The 16,259-nt window shown below is 62.3% G+C and carries 14 protein-coding genes; 11 read left to right on the forward strand and 3 right to left on the reverse strand.

Annotated features, from left to right (window positions below):
* Nucleotides 1–6: 6 nt before the first annotated feature.
* The gene (locus AC097A_RS09400; RefSeq protein WP_479620621.1) at nt 7–1,035 is read right to left on the reverse strand and encodes a helix-turn-helix transcriptional regulator; all 1,029 of its coding nucleotides are present in this window, start codon (nt 1,033–1,035) and stop codon (nt 7–9) included.
* 119 nt (nt 1,036–1,154) lie between these two features.
* On the opposite strand from AC097A_RS09400, the gene AC097A_RS09405 reads away from it, so the two are divergent.
* The 5 genes from AC097A_RS09405 to AC097A_RS09425 are packed head-to-tail and all read left to right on the forward strand — an operon-like array spanning nt 1,155 to nt 6,743.
* A complete protein-coding gene (locus AC097A_RS09405; protein ID WP_479620622.1) occupies nt 1,155–3,398 on the forward strand; it encodes a TonB-dependent siderophore receptor in 2,244 nt (747 codons plus the stop codon).
* A gap of 14 nt (nt 3,399–3,412) precedes the next feature.
* Nucleotides 3,413–4,558 (forward strand): ABC transporter substrate-binding protein, encoded by a 1,146-nt coding sequence (locus AC097A_RS09410; RefSeq protein WP_479620623.1) that lies wholly within the window; start codon nt 3,413–3,415, stop codon nt 4,556–4,558.
* Nucleotides 4,555–5,604 (forward strand): FecCD family ABC transporter permease, encoded by a 1,050-nt coding sequence (locus AC097A_RS09415; RefSeq protein WP_479620624.1) that lies wholly within the window; start codon nt 4,555–4,557, stop codon nt 5,602–5,604. The genes AC097A_RS09410 and AC097A_RS09415 overlap by 4 nt, the downstream gene beginning before the upstream one ends.
* A complete protein-coding gene (locus AC097A_RS09420) occupies nt 5,601–6,386 on the forward strand; it encodes an ABC transporter ATP-binding protein (protein WP_479620625.1) in 786 nt (261 codons plus the stop codon). Before AC097A_RS09415 ends, AC097A_RS09420 begins: the two co-directional genes overlap by 4 nt.
* A 30-nt stretch (nt 6,387–6,416) precedes the next feature.
* Nucleotides 6,417–6,743: a DUF2218 domain-containing protein gene (locus AC097A_RS09425; protein ID WP_479620626.1), complete on the forward strand. Its 327-nt coding sequence runs from the start codon at nt 6,417–6,419 to the stop codon at nt 6,741–6,743.
* Nucleotides 6,744–6,747: 4 nt separating this feature from the next.
* Here AC097A_RS09425 and bfr read toward each other — a convergent pair whose 3' ends face one another.
* Nucleotides 6,748–7,224: a bacterioferritin gene (gene bfr / locus AC097A_RS09430; protein WP_105260683.1), complete on the reverse strand. Its 477-nt coding sequence runs from the start codon at nt 7,222–7,224 to the stop codon at nt 6,748–6,750.
* Nucleotides 7,225–7,406: 182 nt separating this feature from the next.
* Here bfr and AC097A_RS09435 point away from each other — a divergent pair, with 182 nt between their 5' ends.
* From AC097A_RS09435 to AC097A_RS09450, 4 genes are all read left to right on the forward strand, one after another.
* Nucleotides 7,407–7,721, forward strand: coding sequence for a hypothetical protein (locus tag AC097A_RS09435; RefSeq protein WP_105260684.1), 315 nt, complete (start codon nt 7,407–7,409; stop codon nt 7,719–7,721).
* The gene (locus AC097A_RS09440; RefSeq protein ID WP_105260685.1) at nt 7,718–7,939 is read left to right on the forward strand and encodes a hypothetical protein; all 222 of its coding nucleotides are present in this window, start codon (nt 7,718–7,720) and stop codon (nt 7,937–7,939) included. Before AC097A_RS09435 ends, AC097A_RS09440 begins: the two co-directional genes overlap by 4 nt.
* A gap of 75 nt (nt 7,940–8,014) precedes the next feature.
* A complete protein-coding gene (locus tag AC097A_RS09445) occupies nt 8,015–9,265 on the forward strand; it encodes a DUF2325 domain-containing protein (RefSeq protein WP_479620627.1) in 1,251 nt (416 codons plus the stop codon).
* 104 nt (nt 9,266–9,369) lie between these two features.
* Nucleotides 9,370–10,317 carry a ChaN family lipoprotein gene (locus tag AC097A_RS09450; protein ID WP_479620628.1) on the forward strand — a complete coding sequence of 316 codons (948 nt, stop codon included), beginning with the start codon at nt 9,370–9,372 and terminating at the stop codon, nt 10,315–10,317.
* 133 nt (nt 10,318–10,450) lie between these two features.
* Here the strand turns inward: AC097A_RS09450 and ppsR are convergent, their stop codons facing one another.
* Entirely contained in the window at nt 10,451–11,272 is an 822-nt protein-coding gene (gene ppsR / locus AC097A_RS09455; RefSeq protein ID WP_105260688.1) for a posphoenolpyruvate synthetase regulatory kinase/phosphorylase PpsR, read from the reverse strand.
* Between the two features lie 222 nt (nt 11,273–11,494).
* Between ppsR and ppsA the strand changes: the two genes are divergently transcribed.
* Nucleotides 11,495–13,888 (forward strand): phosphoenolpyruvate synthase, encoded by a 2,394-nt coding sequence (gene ppsA, locus AC097A_RS09460; protein WP_479620629.1) that lies wholly within the window; start codon nt 11,495–11,497, stop codon nt 13,886–13,888.
* Entirely contained in the window at nt 13,885–16,191 is a 2,307-nt protein-coding gene (locus AC097A_RS09465; protein ID WP_479620630.1) for a VC_2705 family sodium/solute symporter, read from the forward strand. The genes ppsA and AC097A_RS09465 overlap by 4 nt, the downstream gene beginning before the upstream one ends.
* Nucleotides 16,192–16,259: the final 68 nt, after the last annotated feature.

The following is a 16,259-nucleotide window of genomic DNA, read 5'->3' on the forward strand; positions in this document are numbered from 1 at the left end:
ATGCCCCTAGAGGCGCTTGCGTGAGTGTTTGGGCGTGATGCCGAAGTGTTTGCGGTAGGCGGTGGAAAAGTTGGCCTGGCTGGCGTAGCCCGCAATGTCGGCGGCTTGGGCCACGCTGACTCCCCGGTGCGACAAGGCATGCGCGGCACGCTGCAGGCGTTGCTGGCGCAAGTAGTCAAAAATGGCCTGTCCGCTGACTTGCCGAAACTGCTGTTGTAGCGTGGTGGCGTTGCAACCCATGGCTTGGGCGATGCTGCGCATATCGAGTTGGTCGGCCTCGCCGCTGTCCAGAAACTGCTGCAAGCGCTGCACGCGTTGCAGTGCACTGGCCGGCAGGGCACCGGATGGCACGGCAAGGGGCAACAGAATTTGCCCCAAGGCTTCCACAATCAATTCGAGTGCACGGCTCTCTTGGTGGAGCTGGTGCAGCGCGCTGCCCAGTCCGCTGGGGTGCAGCAACTGTTCGGCAAGGGCAATGGTTCTTGGCGTGGGTTTCCAGCGGTGCATGGCCAGGTGCTTGAGGCTGAGGTCAGGGCCTACATCAGCGGCCTCAAGCCAGGCTGGGGTCAAGGTCAGCACCACCATGCGTTGGCGTGCGCCGGTTTTGGCATAACGCCTGAACGTGGCCGGCGCATGCAGTGCCACCACTGCGCCCTGCGGGGTGGCTTTGGGGAGTCGACTGGCCACAAATGGCAGTGCGTGTTCGTCCATAAACACATCGGCATGCCCCTCCAGCTTGATCAGCACCTTGATGCCTTCTTCGCGCATTTCCAGCTGGGTGGCCATGTCCTGCAGCTGCACGATGTCCGTGCAGTGCATGGACAGACCGTCGCGCAGTGTCACGTTGGAGAAGTGTCCCTGCATCAGGGCCGATGGGCTGCGTTGCAAGGGACTCAGCACTTGGTGGCCGTGGCCCACCAGGGCTTGCAGGCCCCCAGCGTCAAGGGCGGGCGGACGCAGGGTTGCCAAAGTGCCGCGTGCGGGGGCTGGGGTGTCTACCTCGCGTGAGGGCGATGGAGGGGCGCTCGCAAACATATTTCTTGTTCCTGCAAACAAAAAGCCTAAGCAGGCTTGCCATACTACGGCCTCATTCTAAATGAAAACTATTCGCAATAGCATCAAGGCCTTGTGAGGCCCGTTTTGAGGACAAAAACATGCAGGCAGGTGTGGTGGGAATTCCGGTGAAGCCCTTGGTGCTCGCGTTGGCGTTGGCATATGCCGCCTTGCCGGCCATGGCGCAAGACGCTGTCAAGTCCTTGTCGGAGGTGACGGTGTTGGGCACCGCCGAAGAGGCGTGGAAGCAGGCGCTGGGGGTGTCCACCATCAGCGCGCAAGACATTGAGAAGCGCCCGCCCGCCAACGACCTGTCTGAAATCATTCGCACCATGCCCGGTGTGAACCTGACCGGCAATTCGACCAGTGGCCAGCGCGGCAACAACCGTCAGATCGACCTGCGTGGCATGGGTCCGGAGAACACCCTGATCCTGATTGACGGCAAACCTGCCAGCAGCCGCAACGCGGTGCGTTATGGCTGGCGCGGCGAGCGTGACAGCCGGGGCGACAGCAACTGGGTCGCACCTGAGCTAGTGGAGAGTATTGAGGTGCTGCGCGGCCCGGCCGCGGCGCGCTACGGTAACGGGGCCGCGGGTGGTGTGGTGAACATCATTACCAAAAAAGGTGCCAAGGAAACCCATGGCCAGGTGGGCCTGTATGCCAACGCACCCGAGCATTCGGACGAAGGCGCCACCCAGCGCCTGAACTTCAGTTTGAGTGGCCCGTTGGCAGAAGATTTTTCGTACCGCCTGACTGGCAACTCCAACGAAACCGGTGCCGATGGCCAATACATCAACGCGGGCAAACAGGCGCCAGGTTATGCCAGCGTGTTGCCCGCCGGCCGAGAAGGGGTGCGCAACAAAGACCTGAGCGCTCAGCTGAGCTGGAGGCTGCTGCCAGGACAGACGCTGGACCTGGATTTGAGCTACGGCCGGCAGGGCAACATTTACGCCGGTGACACACAAAACGTGGGAAGCATTCCCGCGAATGCGGCAATCGTGGCGGGCAATCGCGGTGCCGAGACTAATATCATGACCAAGCGCACCTTGGCGCTGACACACAAGGGTAAGTTCGATTTTGGTAACACCATGTCTTACTTGCAATGGGGCGATACAGAGAATGCGCGGCTTCAGGAGGGGTTGGTCGGGGGAACGGAAGGCGCTTTCTCCAGCAATACATTCCTGACCAGTCTTTTGCAGGACGTATCTGCCCACTCGGAAGTGAATATTCCGCTACGTGGCACCTGGAACCAGATGCTGACCGCCGGTGTGGAATGGACCGGGCAGAAGCTGCAAGACCCCAGTTCGAATTCGCAGGCCAACACCTTTGGCAACATTCCGGGCCTCAGCAACACCGGGCGCAGCCCCGACTCGTCAGCCAGCATTGCCTCGGTGTTTGTGGAAGACAACATTGAGCTAGCGGCCAACACCTTGTTGACGCCGGGGCTGCGGTTTGACCAGCACACCCAGTCGGGCGCGAACTGGAGCCCGTCGCTGAACCTGACCCAGTTGCTGGGCAGCAAAGTGACCTTGAAGGCTGGTGTGGCCAGTGCCTACAAGGCGCCCAATCTGTTCCAGAGCAACCCCAACTACCTGCTTTACAGCAACAACAATGGCTGCCAGGTGGTGACCAATGGCACCACGGGATGTTTCTTGTTGGGCAATGCGGACCTCAAGCCCGAAACCAGTATCAACAAGGAGCTGGGTATTGAGTACAAAGACGAGGGTTTCTCGGCCAGCGTGACCTGGTTCCACAACGACTACCGCAACAAGATCCAGGCGGGCACGACACCTGTAGGTATTTCTACGACGAACAACCGCAGTATTTTCCAATGGACCAACATTGGTGAGTCGGTGGTGCAAGGCCTGGAAGGCAGTGTCCGTTTGCCGGTGACCAAGTCGCTGGACTGGATCAACAATTTCACCTACATGATCGAGTCCAAGAACAAAAATACCGGTGACTATCTGTCGGTGATTCCGGAGTACACGTTGAACTCCACGCTGGACTGGCGGGTGAGCGGCAAGCTGGGCATGCTGTTCAGCGCGACGTTCTACGGTGAGCAAAAGCCCATGAAGTACGACTACAAAGGTGTGGCGGTGACCGGCACGTCCGCCAACACGGTGTCGCCGTACGCAGTGGCCAGCGTGGGTAGCAACTACGAAATCAGCAAGGGCTGGAAGATGAGTGCGGGCATCAACAACCTGTTCGACAAGCGCCAGTTCCGCCAAGGCAACTCGGTATCGGTGTCCAACACGCCGGTGTACGGCACAACGGGGGGCGCCGGGGCGGCGACTTACAACGAATCGGGCCGCACGTTTTACGTGTCCCTGACCAGCGTGTTCTGAGGCGTATCACGACTATGCAAGGAATCAGGGTTGTGGGGCGTGTGGTGGTTGCCGCTGTGTGGCTGGGGCTGACTGTGGGGCAGGGCGCAGCCGCACAAGAGGTGGTGACAGACTTGGCGGGGCGCAGCGTGCGGGCGCCGGCCAAGGTGGAGCGCATTCTGCTGGGAGAGGGGCGACTGGTGCCGCTGCTGGCGATGCTGGAGCGTGGCGACCCGCTGCGCCGCTTGGTGGGCATGTCGGCAGATTTTGAGAAGCTGGACCCCGCCGGGTACGCCCAATATGCCAAGCGGTTTCCGGCAATTGCGCAGATTCCCCGCACGGGCCGCACCACGGGCGATAGCTTCAGTGTGGAGAAGGCGATTTCCCTGAAACCCGACCTGGCTATTTTTGGCCTGGGGGGGCATGGCCCTTCACCGCTGGACCGTGAAACCCTGGCGCGCCTGAGCGCGGCGGGTGTGGCGGTGGTGTTTATCGATATTCGCCTGGAGCCGCTGCGCAACACTTTGCCCAGTGTGGAGGTGCTGGGCAAGGTGCTGGGGCGGCGTGCCGAAGCGGCCGAATTCATGGGCGTTTACCAAACCCAAATGGCCCGCGTCACACAGCGCCTGGCCCGGGCCAAGCCGCGCGCACCCACGGTGTTTCTGGAAAACCGCGTGGGTATGAACGAGGAGTGCTGCGACACCATGGCCAATGGCATGTTGGGCCATGTGCTGGATGCGGCTGGGGGGCGCAACATTGCCAGCAGCATGGTGCCCGGGGCCTATGGCACGGTGAGCCTGGAGTACCTGTTGAGCCACCCACCCGAGGTGTACATCGGCACGGCCATTGGCGCCAGTGACAGCGTGGCACGCACCCCCAACCTGATTGTTTTGGGGGCGGGTGTGGATGCCCGTACGGCACGCGATTCGCTGGTGCGCGCCACCCAACGCCGTGGCATTGGGCATTTGCCAACCTTCAAGCAAGGGCGGGTGTACGGCATCTGGCACCATTTTTACACCTCGCCCTTCAACGTGGTGGCGGTGCAGGCGATGGCCAAATGGCTGCACCCTGCGCTGTTTGCCGATCTGGACCCGCAGGCCACCCTGCAGATGCTGTACCAGCGCTTTCAACCCGTGCCGCTGGACGGTGTGTACTGGGTGTCATTGAATGGTGCGCCATGACGGGGGCGAGTCTTGCAGCGCGTTATGGTCAGCATGTGCGCCAACGCCTGCGCCGCCTTGTGGCCTTGTTGGCACTGCTGCTCGTATTGGTTGCGACCGATCTGGCCACCGGGCCTTCGGGCATGCCACTTCAGGTGCTGTGGCAAGGCCTGTGGAACGCCGATAGCCTGGAGCTCGGCCAGCGCGTCATCCTGTGGGAGGTGCGCATGCCGTTTGCGCTGATGGCGGTGTTGGTGGGGGCCGCGCTGGGCTTGTCGGGTGCGCAAATGCAGACCGTGCTGAACAACCCGTTGGCCAGCCCATTCACCTTGGGCCTGTCGGCAGCGGCCACGGTGGGTGCTGCGCTGGCCATCGTCACCGGGTTTGACGCCTGGGGGCTAGGGCCGCATGTGGCCTTGCCTTTATGCGCATTCGGCGGGGCGGCGACTGCGGCCGGGTTGATCTACCTGCTGACCTGGCGCTGGGGGGCATCCGTCGGGGCGGTGGTGTTGTTCGGCATAGCGCTGATGTTCACCTTTGAGGCGGTGTTATGGCTGCTGGAGTTCATTGCCGACAGCAATGCCCTGCAACAAATTGTGTTCTGGAACATGGGCAGCCTGGGGCGCAGTACCTGGCCCAAGATTGCGACGCTGGCCTTGGTGCTGCTGGTGTGTGGCGTGTGGACCCAGAGCCAGGCTTGGCAGCTCACCGCTTTGCGGGCGGGCGAGGACCATGCCCGCTCAAGTGGTGTGGCCGTCGAGCGCCTGCGTCTGCTCAGCCTGTTGCGCGTGTGCGTGCTCAGCGCCACGGCGCTGGCCTTTGTGGGCACGATTGCCTTTGTCGGGCTGGTGGGGCCGCACATTGCGCGCTTGCTGCTTGGGGAGGACCACCGCTTTTATTTGCCTGCCAGTGGTTTGGCGGGCGCGGTGATGTTGGCGGGCGCATCCATTCTGAGCAAAACCCTGGTGCCGGGTGTAGTGTTGCCGATTGGCATCGTCACGGCGCTGGTTGGCGTGCCGGTGTTTTTGGTGTTGGTGCTGCGCTCCAAAGGGGGCTTGCAGGTATGACATTGCAGCTCAAACACATGGGGGTGGCCTATGCGGGCGTGCCTGTGGTGCAGGGCCTGGATCTGGTGCTGCCCCAGGCGGGGCAGGTGGTGGCACTGGTGGGGGCCAACGGCGCAGGCAAGTCCAGCACCTTGCGCGGTATTGCCGGGTTATGCGCCATGTCGGGCCAGGTCTGGCTGGATGGTGAAGACCTGGGCCACTTGCGCCCCGTACAGCGCACCCAGCGTGTGGCCTACATGCCGCAAAGCCTGCCGCAAGCCAGTGGCCTGACCGTGTACGAGGCGGTGCTGGGTAGCTTGCACATCGCCTGTCCGCAATGGAGCAGGGACCAGGTGCACCAGCGCATCGCGCAGGTGCTGGTGGATTTGGGGCTGGAGCCACTGGCGCTGCGTGCGTTGGGCACGCTGTCGGGCGGGCAGCGGCAAATGGCGGGCTTGGCGCAGCTGCTGGCTCGCAGCCCGCGACTATTGCTGTTGGACGAACCCACCAGTGCGCTGGACTTGCGCTGGCAATTGCAATTGCTGCAAGCGCTGCGGGCCCATGTGCAGGCGCACAACACCCTGTGCGTGATGGCGGTACACGACCTCAACCTGGCGGCCCGCTTTTGCGACCACATGTTGCTGATGTCGCAGGGGCAATTGCTGGCCAGTGGCCCGCCAAGGGTTGTGCTCACCCCCGCGTTGTTGCGCCAAGCCTATGGGGTGGAGGCACGTGTGGAGCATTGTTCCCGCGGCATGCCCATGGTGCTGGTCGATGCGGCCCCCGCTGCGGCAGGGGCTTGAGATGTGTGATTTGAAGACCGGGAGGACCGCATGTTGATGCAGCATGGGCGCGTGGCCAGCAGCGAACCCAGCCGCACGATGGTGCGCTTGTGTTATCACTTTGCCAAAAAAATTGAGGTGCAGTACGACGATGCCCAGGGCGTGGCGCATTTCCCGTGGGGGCGTTGCACGCTGATCGCGCACGAGGCGGGTATCGGTTTTGTCTGTGAGGCAGAAGATGCCGAGATGATCGCCCGCGTGCAGCATGTCATTGATGCCCACGTGGCCCTGTTTTCTCGCAAGACACCGGTGCTGGTGCAGTGGGAGGCACCGCGCGAGGCCGAAGGCCCAGGCGGTGCGGTAGTGGCCTGTCCCTAGTCGCTCAGGACAACTCGCCCATCTGGCTCTGCAGGTAGTTCTGCAGGCCTACCTTGCCAATCAGCTCGATCTGGGTTTCCAGAAAGTCGATGTGCTCTTCGGTGTCGTCCAGAATTTTTTGCAGCAGGTCGCGCGAAACATAGTCACGCACCGATTCGCAGTGGGCGATGCCGGCTTTGATGGTGGCCTGGGCACCAACTTCGGCTTTCAAGTCGCATTCCAGCGCTTCGGGCACGTTTTCGCCGACCAGGATCTTGGCCATGTCCTGCACATTGGGCAGGCCGTCCAGCGTGAAGATGCGGTCCATCAGCAGGTCGGCATGTTTCATTTCGCCGATGGATTCGGAGTATTCCTTCTTGGCCAGCTTGTCCAGGCCCCAGTGTTTGTACATGCGGTAGTGCAAAAAGTACTGGTTGATGGCGGTGAGTTCGTTCTTGAGCTGGGCCTGCAAATGCGCAATGACTTGTGCGTCACCTTTCATGGGGAACTCCTTGTATTGGTATGGAAAGCGCGATTATCCCCACCGGCTTCGATTGCAGCGAATCCGGTCCCTTGGAATAACCCCCAAACAAGAACTATAAAAATATTGCAAATGAGAATGATTCGCATATACTGAGTACATTCATACAACAGTCAGCACACGGATACCACCAAGGAGAGACCATGCAAAGCACCGCAGCCCCGCATTACAACGAGGAGTACACCATGCCCTGTGCCGAGGCCTTGCTGGCTGGCACCATGGCACTGATGACGGGCCACGTGCAGGCCTGTTGCGGTGCGCACCGGGAGGCCATGGCGGGGAAAATCGTGTCGAATCTCACAGCGCTGGCCGAAGATCCACTGCTGTCCCCCGGTTTCAAAACCTTGCTATGGGCCTTGCGCCAGCGCTGGCAAAACCAGGGGCAGGGTGCCGCGCTGGCGCAGTTGCCGGCCACCGAGCGCAGTCTTTGGCACCACAGCCCGGAGGTGGTGCAGTGAGTTCAGCCGTAGAAGCTTTGCTCGAAGGCCACACGCCCGCAGCCCGACATGGCAAGCGCAGTGCCTACCGGGCCATGTGCGCCTGTTGTGCCCCGGAGCCCGAAGCCCTGGAGGGCAAACCCCAGCGTCGCAGCGTCAACCGCCCGACCTTGGCCTGGCGTACCCGTCTGGCAGCGCAGCAAGCGCTGGCAGAGGGCGCGGGTGAAACCAGCGTTTGAAGGTAAAAAGTGCCAATAGCCCTTACAGATACTGCGCAAGCAGCTATTGAAAAGATAGCATTAGGAGGCCAGCCCATGCTGAAGAATCTGCCTAGCCCCGAGATCCATTGCCACCAGGAACATGTGGCAGCACCGTCATCCGGTTCCCGGCGCCGGCGCTTGTGGGACTTGGACCACCATTGCCATTGCCCCCTGGTGGGGGTGAGCCTGCCCATCGACACCTTGCGCCGTCTGGTCAACAAGGCGCTGGGCGGCAGTGCGGTGGCCAACGACTACGAGGTGCACGCAGGCGCCGTATCGGAATGCGCGCGCCGCTGCAAACTGTCGGAGCTGATGCAGGACGAGCTGGATGCGCGGTATGTGCGCGAGATCCAGACCTTCAAAGCCGCCAAGAGTGCGTTGGCCGTGGCGGAATTGTGGATCAAGTACCTGAAGGCGGGTGACGTGGCGGGTGCCTTTTGGGCTGCGCTCTCGCATCCGCGTTGTGACATGCCGCTGCAGGAGGCCATGTGCAAGGACCTGCACATGTTCCAGCACCAGGCCGGCGCCGGTGTGCGTCTGGAGATTGCCCGTTTTAATGCACTGGCCGAAGAAAACGCCGTGCTGGGCCGCGAACTGGGCAAGGTGCAAGAGCGCATTACACGGGTCATGGCGCAAAAGACGGCGGACATCGAACGTCTGAACGCCGAGTTATTGCAGGTGCGTGCCGAGGCCATTGCCAAAGACAGCCGCATCGTTTTTATGGCGCAGGATCTGGAAGCCCTGCAGGCCTCCATTCCCCAACTGGAAGACAAGCAGCGTCTGCAAAAACGGGTGGACCAAATGGCCCAACGCCAGCAGGAGCTGGAAGCGCAGAACGGTGACTTGCGGCGCCGGCTGGCCGTGGCAGAACGCGTGGCTGCCGAGCGTGCGGGGCTGGAGCGGGTGGCTATGGGGCCCGAGGCCGGTGCGCTGCAGGATGTGCAAGCCATGGTGGTGCAGTTGCACCAAAAAATGGTGCTGTGTGTGGGGGGGCGCAGCGGCAACATTGCCAACTACCGCGATGTGGTGGAGCGCGTGGGTGGCCGCTTTGCGCACCACGATGGTGGGGTGGAGGACAACGCCTCGGTGCTGGACGCCAACCTCGCGGCCGCTGACCTGGTGATTTGCCAGACCGGCTGCATCAGCCACAACGCCTACTGGCGTGTCAAAGACTTTTGCAAACGCACCGGCAAACGCTGTGTGTTTGTGGAGAACCCCAGCGCGTCTTCGCTGGAGCGTGGTTTGGCCCAGATTGCCGTAGCCAAGCCGGCAGTCGACGTGCTGGTACCGGAACTGCCACGCTGACGCCAGGCGCTGTTGGCATGTAAAACACAGCTTTTACGGTGAGGGCACCGTTCACCGGGAGCACCTTCGGGGGCTCCCGGTTTTTTTACCTACCCACGCAACGTATGACGACCAAAATCTTGCTCACGACCATGCATCTCTGTCTGGGCCTGTGCCTGGGGACGGTGGTGATGGCGCAAACCCCAACCCCAACACCAGTGCCCCATGTGCTGCAGGGCCGCATCTGGGACACCCGCGCCCAGCAGTTCATCACGGAAGACGCGCTCTACCAGCGTGCTGCCGTCGCGCGGTATGTGTTGCTGGGTGAAAAACACGACAGTGAGGCCCACCACGCGCGCCAGCTCGATGTGCTCAAAGGTTTGGCTGCTTTGGGGGCCAAACCCGCTCTGGCCATGGAGCAGATGGATTCGGAACACCAAGCCGCATTGACCCAGGCCCAAGGTGCCGGACAGGCCGATGCCGAAGCCCTGGCCGATGCGGGTCAGCTCAACCGCAAGGGCTGGCGCTGGCCTATGTACAAAGACCTGATGGCCTTTGCCGCCCAGCACCGGTGGCCGCTGCGCGCCGCCAACCTGTCACGCACCGAGGCGCGCAAAATTGCACTGGGTGAGCTCACCCCCAACTTGCCCGCGGCCACGCCGGAGCAACAGGCCGCGCTGGAGAACGATGTGGTGCAAGGCCACTGCGGTTATCGGCCCGAGACTGCGCGCCTGAATGGCATTGTGGCGGCGCAGCGTGCGCGTGACGCGCGCATGGCCCAGACCATGGATGCCGTGGGTGGCCCGGTGGTGCTGATTGCCGGTGCCGGCCATGTGCGTGCCGATCGCGCCGTGCCACGTTATCTGGCGGCGCCTGCGCAGGCACTGAGCATCGCCATGATGGAAACCGTGGCCGGGCAGGCCCGTCCCGCCGACTACGACCGTGCGGGGTTTGATGTGTTGTGGTTCACCGCAGCGGGCGAGGACCGCCCCGACCCCTGCGCCACACCTCTGCCGGGCCTGGCGGCGCCTGCCGCACCGGGGTCGGCTCCGTCGGCCAGCCCCAAGCCCTGAAAGAACGCGGGCATCGTCGCGTTGTCCCAGTCGCATTTTATGAGAGAAATAGGCCTCTAGGCCCCGTGGAATATGCGCAAACAGCTATCAAAACCATAGTAAATTGGCGGTGAAGCGTGGGGGCGCCAGCCAATCAGTACACCAGCCGCTCCGGGTGGATCTCCTGCAGGATGGTGGTGGCAATCTCTTCGATGGACTTGGTGGTGGTGGACAACCAGCGGATGCCGGCCCGCCGCATCATGGTCTCGGCCTCGGCCACTTCCATGCGGCAGTTCTCCATAGAGGCGTATTTGGAGTTGGGGCGCCGTTCGTTGCGGATTTCGCTCAGGCGTTCGGGTTGGATCGTCAGGCCAAAAATCTTGGCCTTGTGCGCCACCAGCGCCGGCGGCAGCTGGCGGCGTTCAAAGTCTTCGGGGATCAGCGGGTAGTTGGACGCCTTCAGGCCGTATTGCATGGCCAGGTAGAGCGAGGTGGGGGTTTTGCCGCTGCGGCTCACACCCACCAGAATCACGTCGCTTTGCTCCAGGTCGCGGTTGCTCTGGCCGTCGTCGTGCGCCAATGAGAAGTTGATCGCCTCAATGCGGTCCTGGTACTCCTTGCTCTTGCTGGCGTCGCTGAAGCGGCCAATGCGGTGGTTGGATTTGATGCCCAGCTCGTTTTCCAGCGGGTGCACAAACATGCCAAACATGTCCAGCAGCATCCCCTGGCAGCCCTCCTGAATCACCTTCAGCACCTCCATGTTCACCAGTGTGGTGAACACAATCGGTTTGTTGCCATCCACCACGCCCGTGTGGTTGATCTGGCGCACCGCTTGGTAAGCCTTGTCGGCCGTGTCCACAAAGGGCAGGCGCACGTGGCGTGCCTTCATCTCAAACTGGGCCAGGATGGCGTTGCCAAAGGTTTCGGCGGTGATGCCGGTGCCGTCGGAGATGAAAAATACGGTGCGTTGGGGCATGGTGGGTGGGTCCGGGATGTCAGTGATTTGCAAGCGCAGGCGGGTTTTCCGTAGTCTGACCTACTGCGTCCGCCACCTACAATCACCGCAATTTAGCGCATTTGGTAACCGGTTCGTTATCCAGAACACCAACAACAGAAAACGAACGGTCGTGCGCTTGCGGCAGGCGGGTGACATCTCCCCGCGGGGCCCTGTAAAGGTTTTAACTTCTGGAGCATTCCTATGTCTAATCTTTTCAACCCGACCGACCTGGTCGTCCCCTTCGAGCTGCTGCGCATGGCCGATGTGGAATCCGTGGGGGGCAAGAACGCCTCCTTGGGGGAGATGATTTCGCAACTTCCCCAGGGCGTGAAAGTGCCCACGGGCTTCGCCACCACGGCCCATGCCTTTCGGCAGTTTCTGGCCCACGCCGGCCTGGCCGACAAGATCAGCGCCAAACTCAAGAATCTGGATACTGAAGACGTGCGCGCGCTGGCAGTGGTGGGTGCCGAAATCCGCGCCATGGTCGAGGCCCAGCCCTTCCCGGCGGATCTGGAAAAAGCCATCCGCGAGGCCTTTGTCACATTGTCCGCGGGCAACGTCCAAGCTAGCTTTGCCGTGCGCTCCTCCGCCACGGCCGAAGACTTGCCTGATGCGTCGTTTGCCGGCCAGCAGGAAACCTTCCTCAACGTGGTGGGCATCGAGGATGTGCTGCACAAGATGAAAGAGGTGTTTGCCAGCCTCTACAACGACCGCGCCATCAGCTACCGCGTGCACAAGGGTTTTGCCCATGACGTGGTGGCACTTTCTGCCGGTGTGCAACGTATGGTGCGTTCCGACCTGGGCGCAGCGGGTGTGATGTTCACCATCGACACCGAATCCGGTTTTGACCAGGTGGTGTTTATCACCAGCAGTTACGGCCTGGGTGAAACCGTGGTGCAGGGTGCCGTGAACCCCGACGAGTTCTACGTGCACAAGCCCATGCTCAAGGCGGGCAAACGTGCGCTGATCCGCCGCAACCTGGGCTCCAAGCTGTTGCAGATGGTGTTCACCTCACCTGAAGAAAAAGCTGCCGGCGGCAAGCTGGTCAAGACCACGGACGTGCCCACCGAGTTGCGCAACCGCTATTCGCTGACCGACGCCGACGTGGAGCAACTGGCCCGCTACGCGCTGGTGATTGAAGAGCATTACGGCCGCCCCATGGACATCGAGTGGGGCAAAGACGGCATCGACGGCGAGCTCTACATCCTGCAGGCCCGCCCCGAGACGGTCAAGAGCCAGGCCGGCAACCAGGCCGAGTACCGCTACAAACTCAAGGGTAAAGGCACGGTGCTGGTGGAAGGGCGTGCGATTGGCCAAAAGATTGGCACCGGCCCGGTGCGCATCGTGCACAACATCAACGAGATGGACCAGGTGCAGGCCGGCGACATTCTGGTCACCGACATGACCGACCCTAACTGGGAACCGGTCATGAAACGCGCCAGCGCCATCGTGACCAACCGCGGTGGCCGTACCTGCCACGCCGCCATCATTGCGCGCGAACTCGGCATTCCGGCCGTGGTGGGTTGTGGCAACGCCACCGACCTGCTGAAAGACGGCATGCTGGTGACCGTGAGCTGCGCCGAGGGTGACACCGGCTTCATCTACGACGGCCTGCTGGAAACCGAAGTGTCCGAGGTGCAGCGCGGCGAGATGCCCGAAATTCCCGTCAAGATCATGATGAACGTGGGCAACCCCCAGCTGGCGTTTGACTTTTGCCAGCTGCCCAACCAGGGCGTGGGCCTGGCCCGGCTGGAGTTCATCATCAACAACAACATTGGTGTGCACCCCAAGGCCATCCTGGACTACCCCAACATCGACAGCGACCTGAAAAAGGCGGTCGAGTCGGTGGCCCGGGGCCATGCATCGCCACGCGCCTTCTACGTGGACCGTGTGGCGGAGGGCGTGGCCACCATTGCCGCGGCCTTCTGGCCCAAGCCGGTGATCGTGCGCCTGTCGGACTTCAAGAGCAATGAATACCGCAAGCTCATCGGCGGCAGCCGCTACGAGCCCGAGGAAGAGAACCCGATGTTGGGTTTTCGCGGTGCCGTGCGTTACACCAGCACCGAGTTTGGCGAAGCCTTTGCCATGGAATGCGAAGCGCTCAACCGCGTGCGCAACGACATGGGCCTGACCAATGTGCAGGTCATGGTGCCGTTTGTGCGCACCTTGGGCCAGGCCAAAAAAGTGACCGAGCTGCTCGGCCGCCACGGCCTGCGCCGTGGCGAGAACGAGCTGAAGCTGGTAATGATGTGCGAGATCCCTAGCAATGCCATCCTGGCAGACCAGTTCCTCGAATACTTCGACGGTTTCTCTATCGGTTCCAACGACCTGACCCAGCTCACCCTGGGGCTGGACCGTGACTCGGGCCTGGAGCTGCTGGCGGCCGACTTTGATGAACGCGACCCGGCGGTCAAGGCGCTGATCAGCTTGGCCATTGACGCTTGCAAGCGCCAGGGCAAGTACATCGGCATCTGCGGCCAGGGCCCCAGCGACCACCCCGACTTTGCGCAGTGGCTGGAGGAGCAGGGCATTTCCTCCATCTCCTTGAACCCTGACTCGGTGGTTGCCACCTGGCAGCAGCTCGCCAGCAAATGACGGGGGGGGCAAGCCCACGTCGGTGGCACCTGCATGCAGGGCTGCTGGCGCTGTGGTTTGCCGTGTCGTTTGGCGTGGTGTTTTTCGCTTACGACCTGCAGCAAGAAGTCCTGTCCTGGCCCGTGGGCTTCTGGTTCGCGGCCCAGGGCGCGGTGCTGGCCTTCATTGCCATCGTGGTGGTGTTTGCCTGGCGGGTGAACCGGTGCAACACCGAAACCCTGGGCTTCGACCCCGTGGTGTACCGCAGCTACGAGCGGCGTCTGCACCGTCGGTTTGGCCTGTATGTGGTGTCGGTGCTGTTGTTCATTGCGGCCTTGGCGGTGGCCGAGGGCATGGGCCTGTCCAAACCCTGGGTGGCAGGCATTTTCTTGTCCACCACCCTGGTGCTTTATGCCGTCATTGGCGTGGTGGGGCGCACAGCCGATGCCAACGAATACTACGTGGCAGGGCGACGTGTACCCGCCATGTACAACGGCATGGCCACGGCGGCCGACTGGATGAGTGCGGCCTCCTTCATCAGCATGGCCGGGGGCTTGTATTTGCAGGGCTTTTCAGGCGCAGGCGGGCAGCCCGGTGGTTTGGCCTATGTGCTGGGCTGGACGGGCGGTTTTTGCCTGGTAGCCCTGCTGGTGGCGCCCTACCTGCGCCGCATGCGGCTGTACACCGTGCCTGACTACTTTGCGGTGCGTTTCGGTGGGCGCTGGCCGCGCATGCTGGCCGCCCTGGCGGCGGTGTTGTGTTCTTTCACCTATGTGGTGGCGCAGATCTACGGGGTGGGCCTGATCACCTCGCGTTTGACCGGCGTGCATTTCGAGATTGGCATTTTGCTGGGGCTGGGTGGTGTACTGGTGTGTTCGTTTTTGGGCGGTATGCGGGCCGTGACCTGGACGCAGGTCACCCAATACGTGATCATCATTCTGGCGTTCCTGATACCCGTGTCCTGGCTGTCTTACAAGCAGACTGGCAACCCGCTGGCGCCCTTGGCCTATGGCCAGCAGCTGGGCAAGATTGCCGAGCTGGAGCGCCAGTTCAAAGAGTCGCCCGCTGAGCAAGAGGTCATCAGCATTTATGCCCGGCGTGCCCAGGAGCTGGAGCGCAAGCTGCAAAACGTGGAAGAGGCCTTGCAGCAGGAGCGCCAGGAGCTGCGCCGCCAATTGCGTGCGCTGGGGGAGCAGAAAGCCGACGATGCCCACGCCCAGCTTTTGCGCCGTGAGCTGGCTGCCCTGCCCAAAGATGTGGATGCGGCGCGCGATCGCTGGGCCAAGGCCCTGGCTGACAACCAGGAGCGTGCCCAACCCCTGGGCGGCATGCCCGCCCATACGCGCCCCTATGCCGGCAAGCCAGACGGCACGCCGCAGGAGCAGAAAGACTTTGACAACTCCCGGGCCAATTTTTTGGCCTTGATGTTTTGCCTGATGGTGGGCACGGCGGGTTTGCCACATTTGCTGACGCGTTACTACACCACGCCCTCGGTGGCCGAGGCGCGGAGATCGGTGGCCTGGTCCCTGGTGTTCATTGCCTTGTTGTATCTGTCGGCCCCGGCGCTGGCGGTGCTGGTCAAGTACGAGGTGATGGCGCATTTGGTCGGGCAGCCCATGGATGCGCTGCCGCATTGGATCGCCCAGTGGGCACGTGACCCGTCCTTGCTGATGGCGGTGGACGTGAATGGGGACCGGATATTGCAGTTTGCCGAGCTCAAAATCGGCCCGGACCTAGTGATGCTGGCGACGCCGGAGATTGGCGGCTTGCCGTATGTGGTGTCGGTGCTGGTGGCGGCGGGGGGCTTGGCCGCAGCCTTGTCCACGGCCGACGGCTTGTTGCTTACCATTGGCAATGCGCTGGCCCACGATGTGTACTTTGAGGGCAATAGCAACAAGGCCCAGGCCATGCGTCGGGTGATGTGGTCCAAGTTTGCCCTGCTGGTGGTGGCCTTGTTGGCGGCCTATGCCGCGGCGCAGCGGCCTGCGGGCATTTTGTACCTCGTGTCTGCATCCTTCTCCTTGGCTGGTGCGGCTTTTGTGCCGGCCATGGTGCTGGGCATCTTCTGGCCGGGCATGACCCGCGCGGGGGCCGTCGGCGGCATGTTGACCGGTTTGGGCGTCACCGTGTATTACATGGCGATCAACCTGCCGGTGGTGCGCCAGGCGCTGGGTCTGCAGGGTGATGGGCTGTGGTGGGGCATCCAGCCCATTTCGGCCGGCGTGTTCGGCGTGCCTGCGGGTTTTGTCTCGGGTGTGCTGTGCAGCTGGTTGGGTCGCCCCGACCCGGTTCCTGAGCGGGATTTGGCACCCCATCTGGGCTGAGCTATAATCATGGGCTTCGCCTTGCTGCACCCTGTTTAGACGCCGGGGGCAGCTTACTTAATCCCAGA

Source organism: Rhodoferax sp. XS2R6 (genome assembly GCF_056521365.1).

Coding starts and splice junctions, on each gene's coding strand:
- AC097A_RS09465 (WP_479620630.1), top strand. CDS start 13,885: ATGACGGGGGGGGCAAGCCCACGTCGGTGGCACCTGCATGCAGGGCTG.
- AC097A_RS09445 (WP_479620627.1), top strand. CDS start 8,015: ATGCTGAAGAATCTGCCTAGCCCCGAGATCCATTGCCACCAGGAACAT.
- AC097A_RS09450 (WP_479620628.1), top strand. CDS start 9,370: ATGACGACCAAAATCTTGCTCACGACCATGCATCTCTGTCTGGGCCTG.
- AC097A_RS09405 (WP_479620622.1), top strand. CDS start 1,155: ATGCAGGCAGGTGTGGTGGGAATTCCGGTGAAGCCCTTGGTGCTCGCG.
- bfr (WP_105260683.1), bottom strand. CDS start 7,224: ATGAAAGGTGACGCACAAGTCATTGCGCATTTGCAGGCCCAGCTCAAG.
- ppsA (WP_479620629.1), top strand. CDS start 11,495: ATGTCTAATCTTTTCAACCCGACCGACCTGGTCGTCCCCTTCGAGCTG.
- AC097A_RS09420 (WP_479620625.1), top strand. CDS start 5,601: ATGACATTGCAGCTCAAACACATGGGGGTGGCCTATGCGGGCGTGCCT.
- ppsR (WP_105260688.1), bottom strand. CDS start 11,272: ATGCCCCAACGCACCGTATTTTTCATCTCCGACGGCACCGGCATCACC.
- AC097A_RS09415 (WP_479620624.1), top strand. CDS start 4,555: ATGACGGGGGCGAGTCTTGCAGCGCGTTATGGTCAGCATGTGCGCCAA.
- AC097A_RS09435 (WP_105260684.1), top strand. CDS start 7,407: ATGCAAAGCACCGCAGCCCCGCATTACAACGAGGAGTACACCATGCCC.
- AC097A_RS09400 (WP_479620621.1), bottom strand. CDS start 1,035: ATGTTTGCGAGCGCCCCTCCATCGCCCTCACGCGAGGTAGACACCCCA.
- AC097A_RS09425 (WP_479620626.1), top strand. CDS start 6,417: ATGTTGATGCAGCATGGGCGCGTGGCCAGCAGCGAACCCAGCCGCACG.
- AC097A_RS09410 (WP_479620623.1), top strand. CDS start 3,413: ATGCAAGGAATCAGGGTTGTGGGGCGTGTGGTGGTTGCCGCTGTGTGG.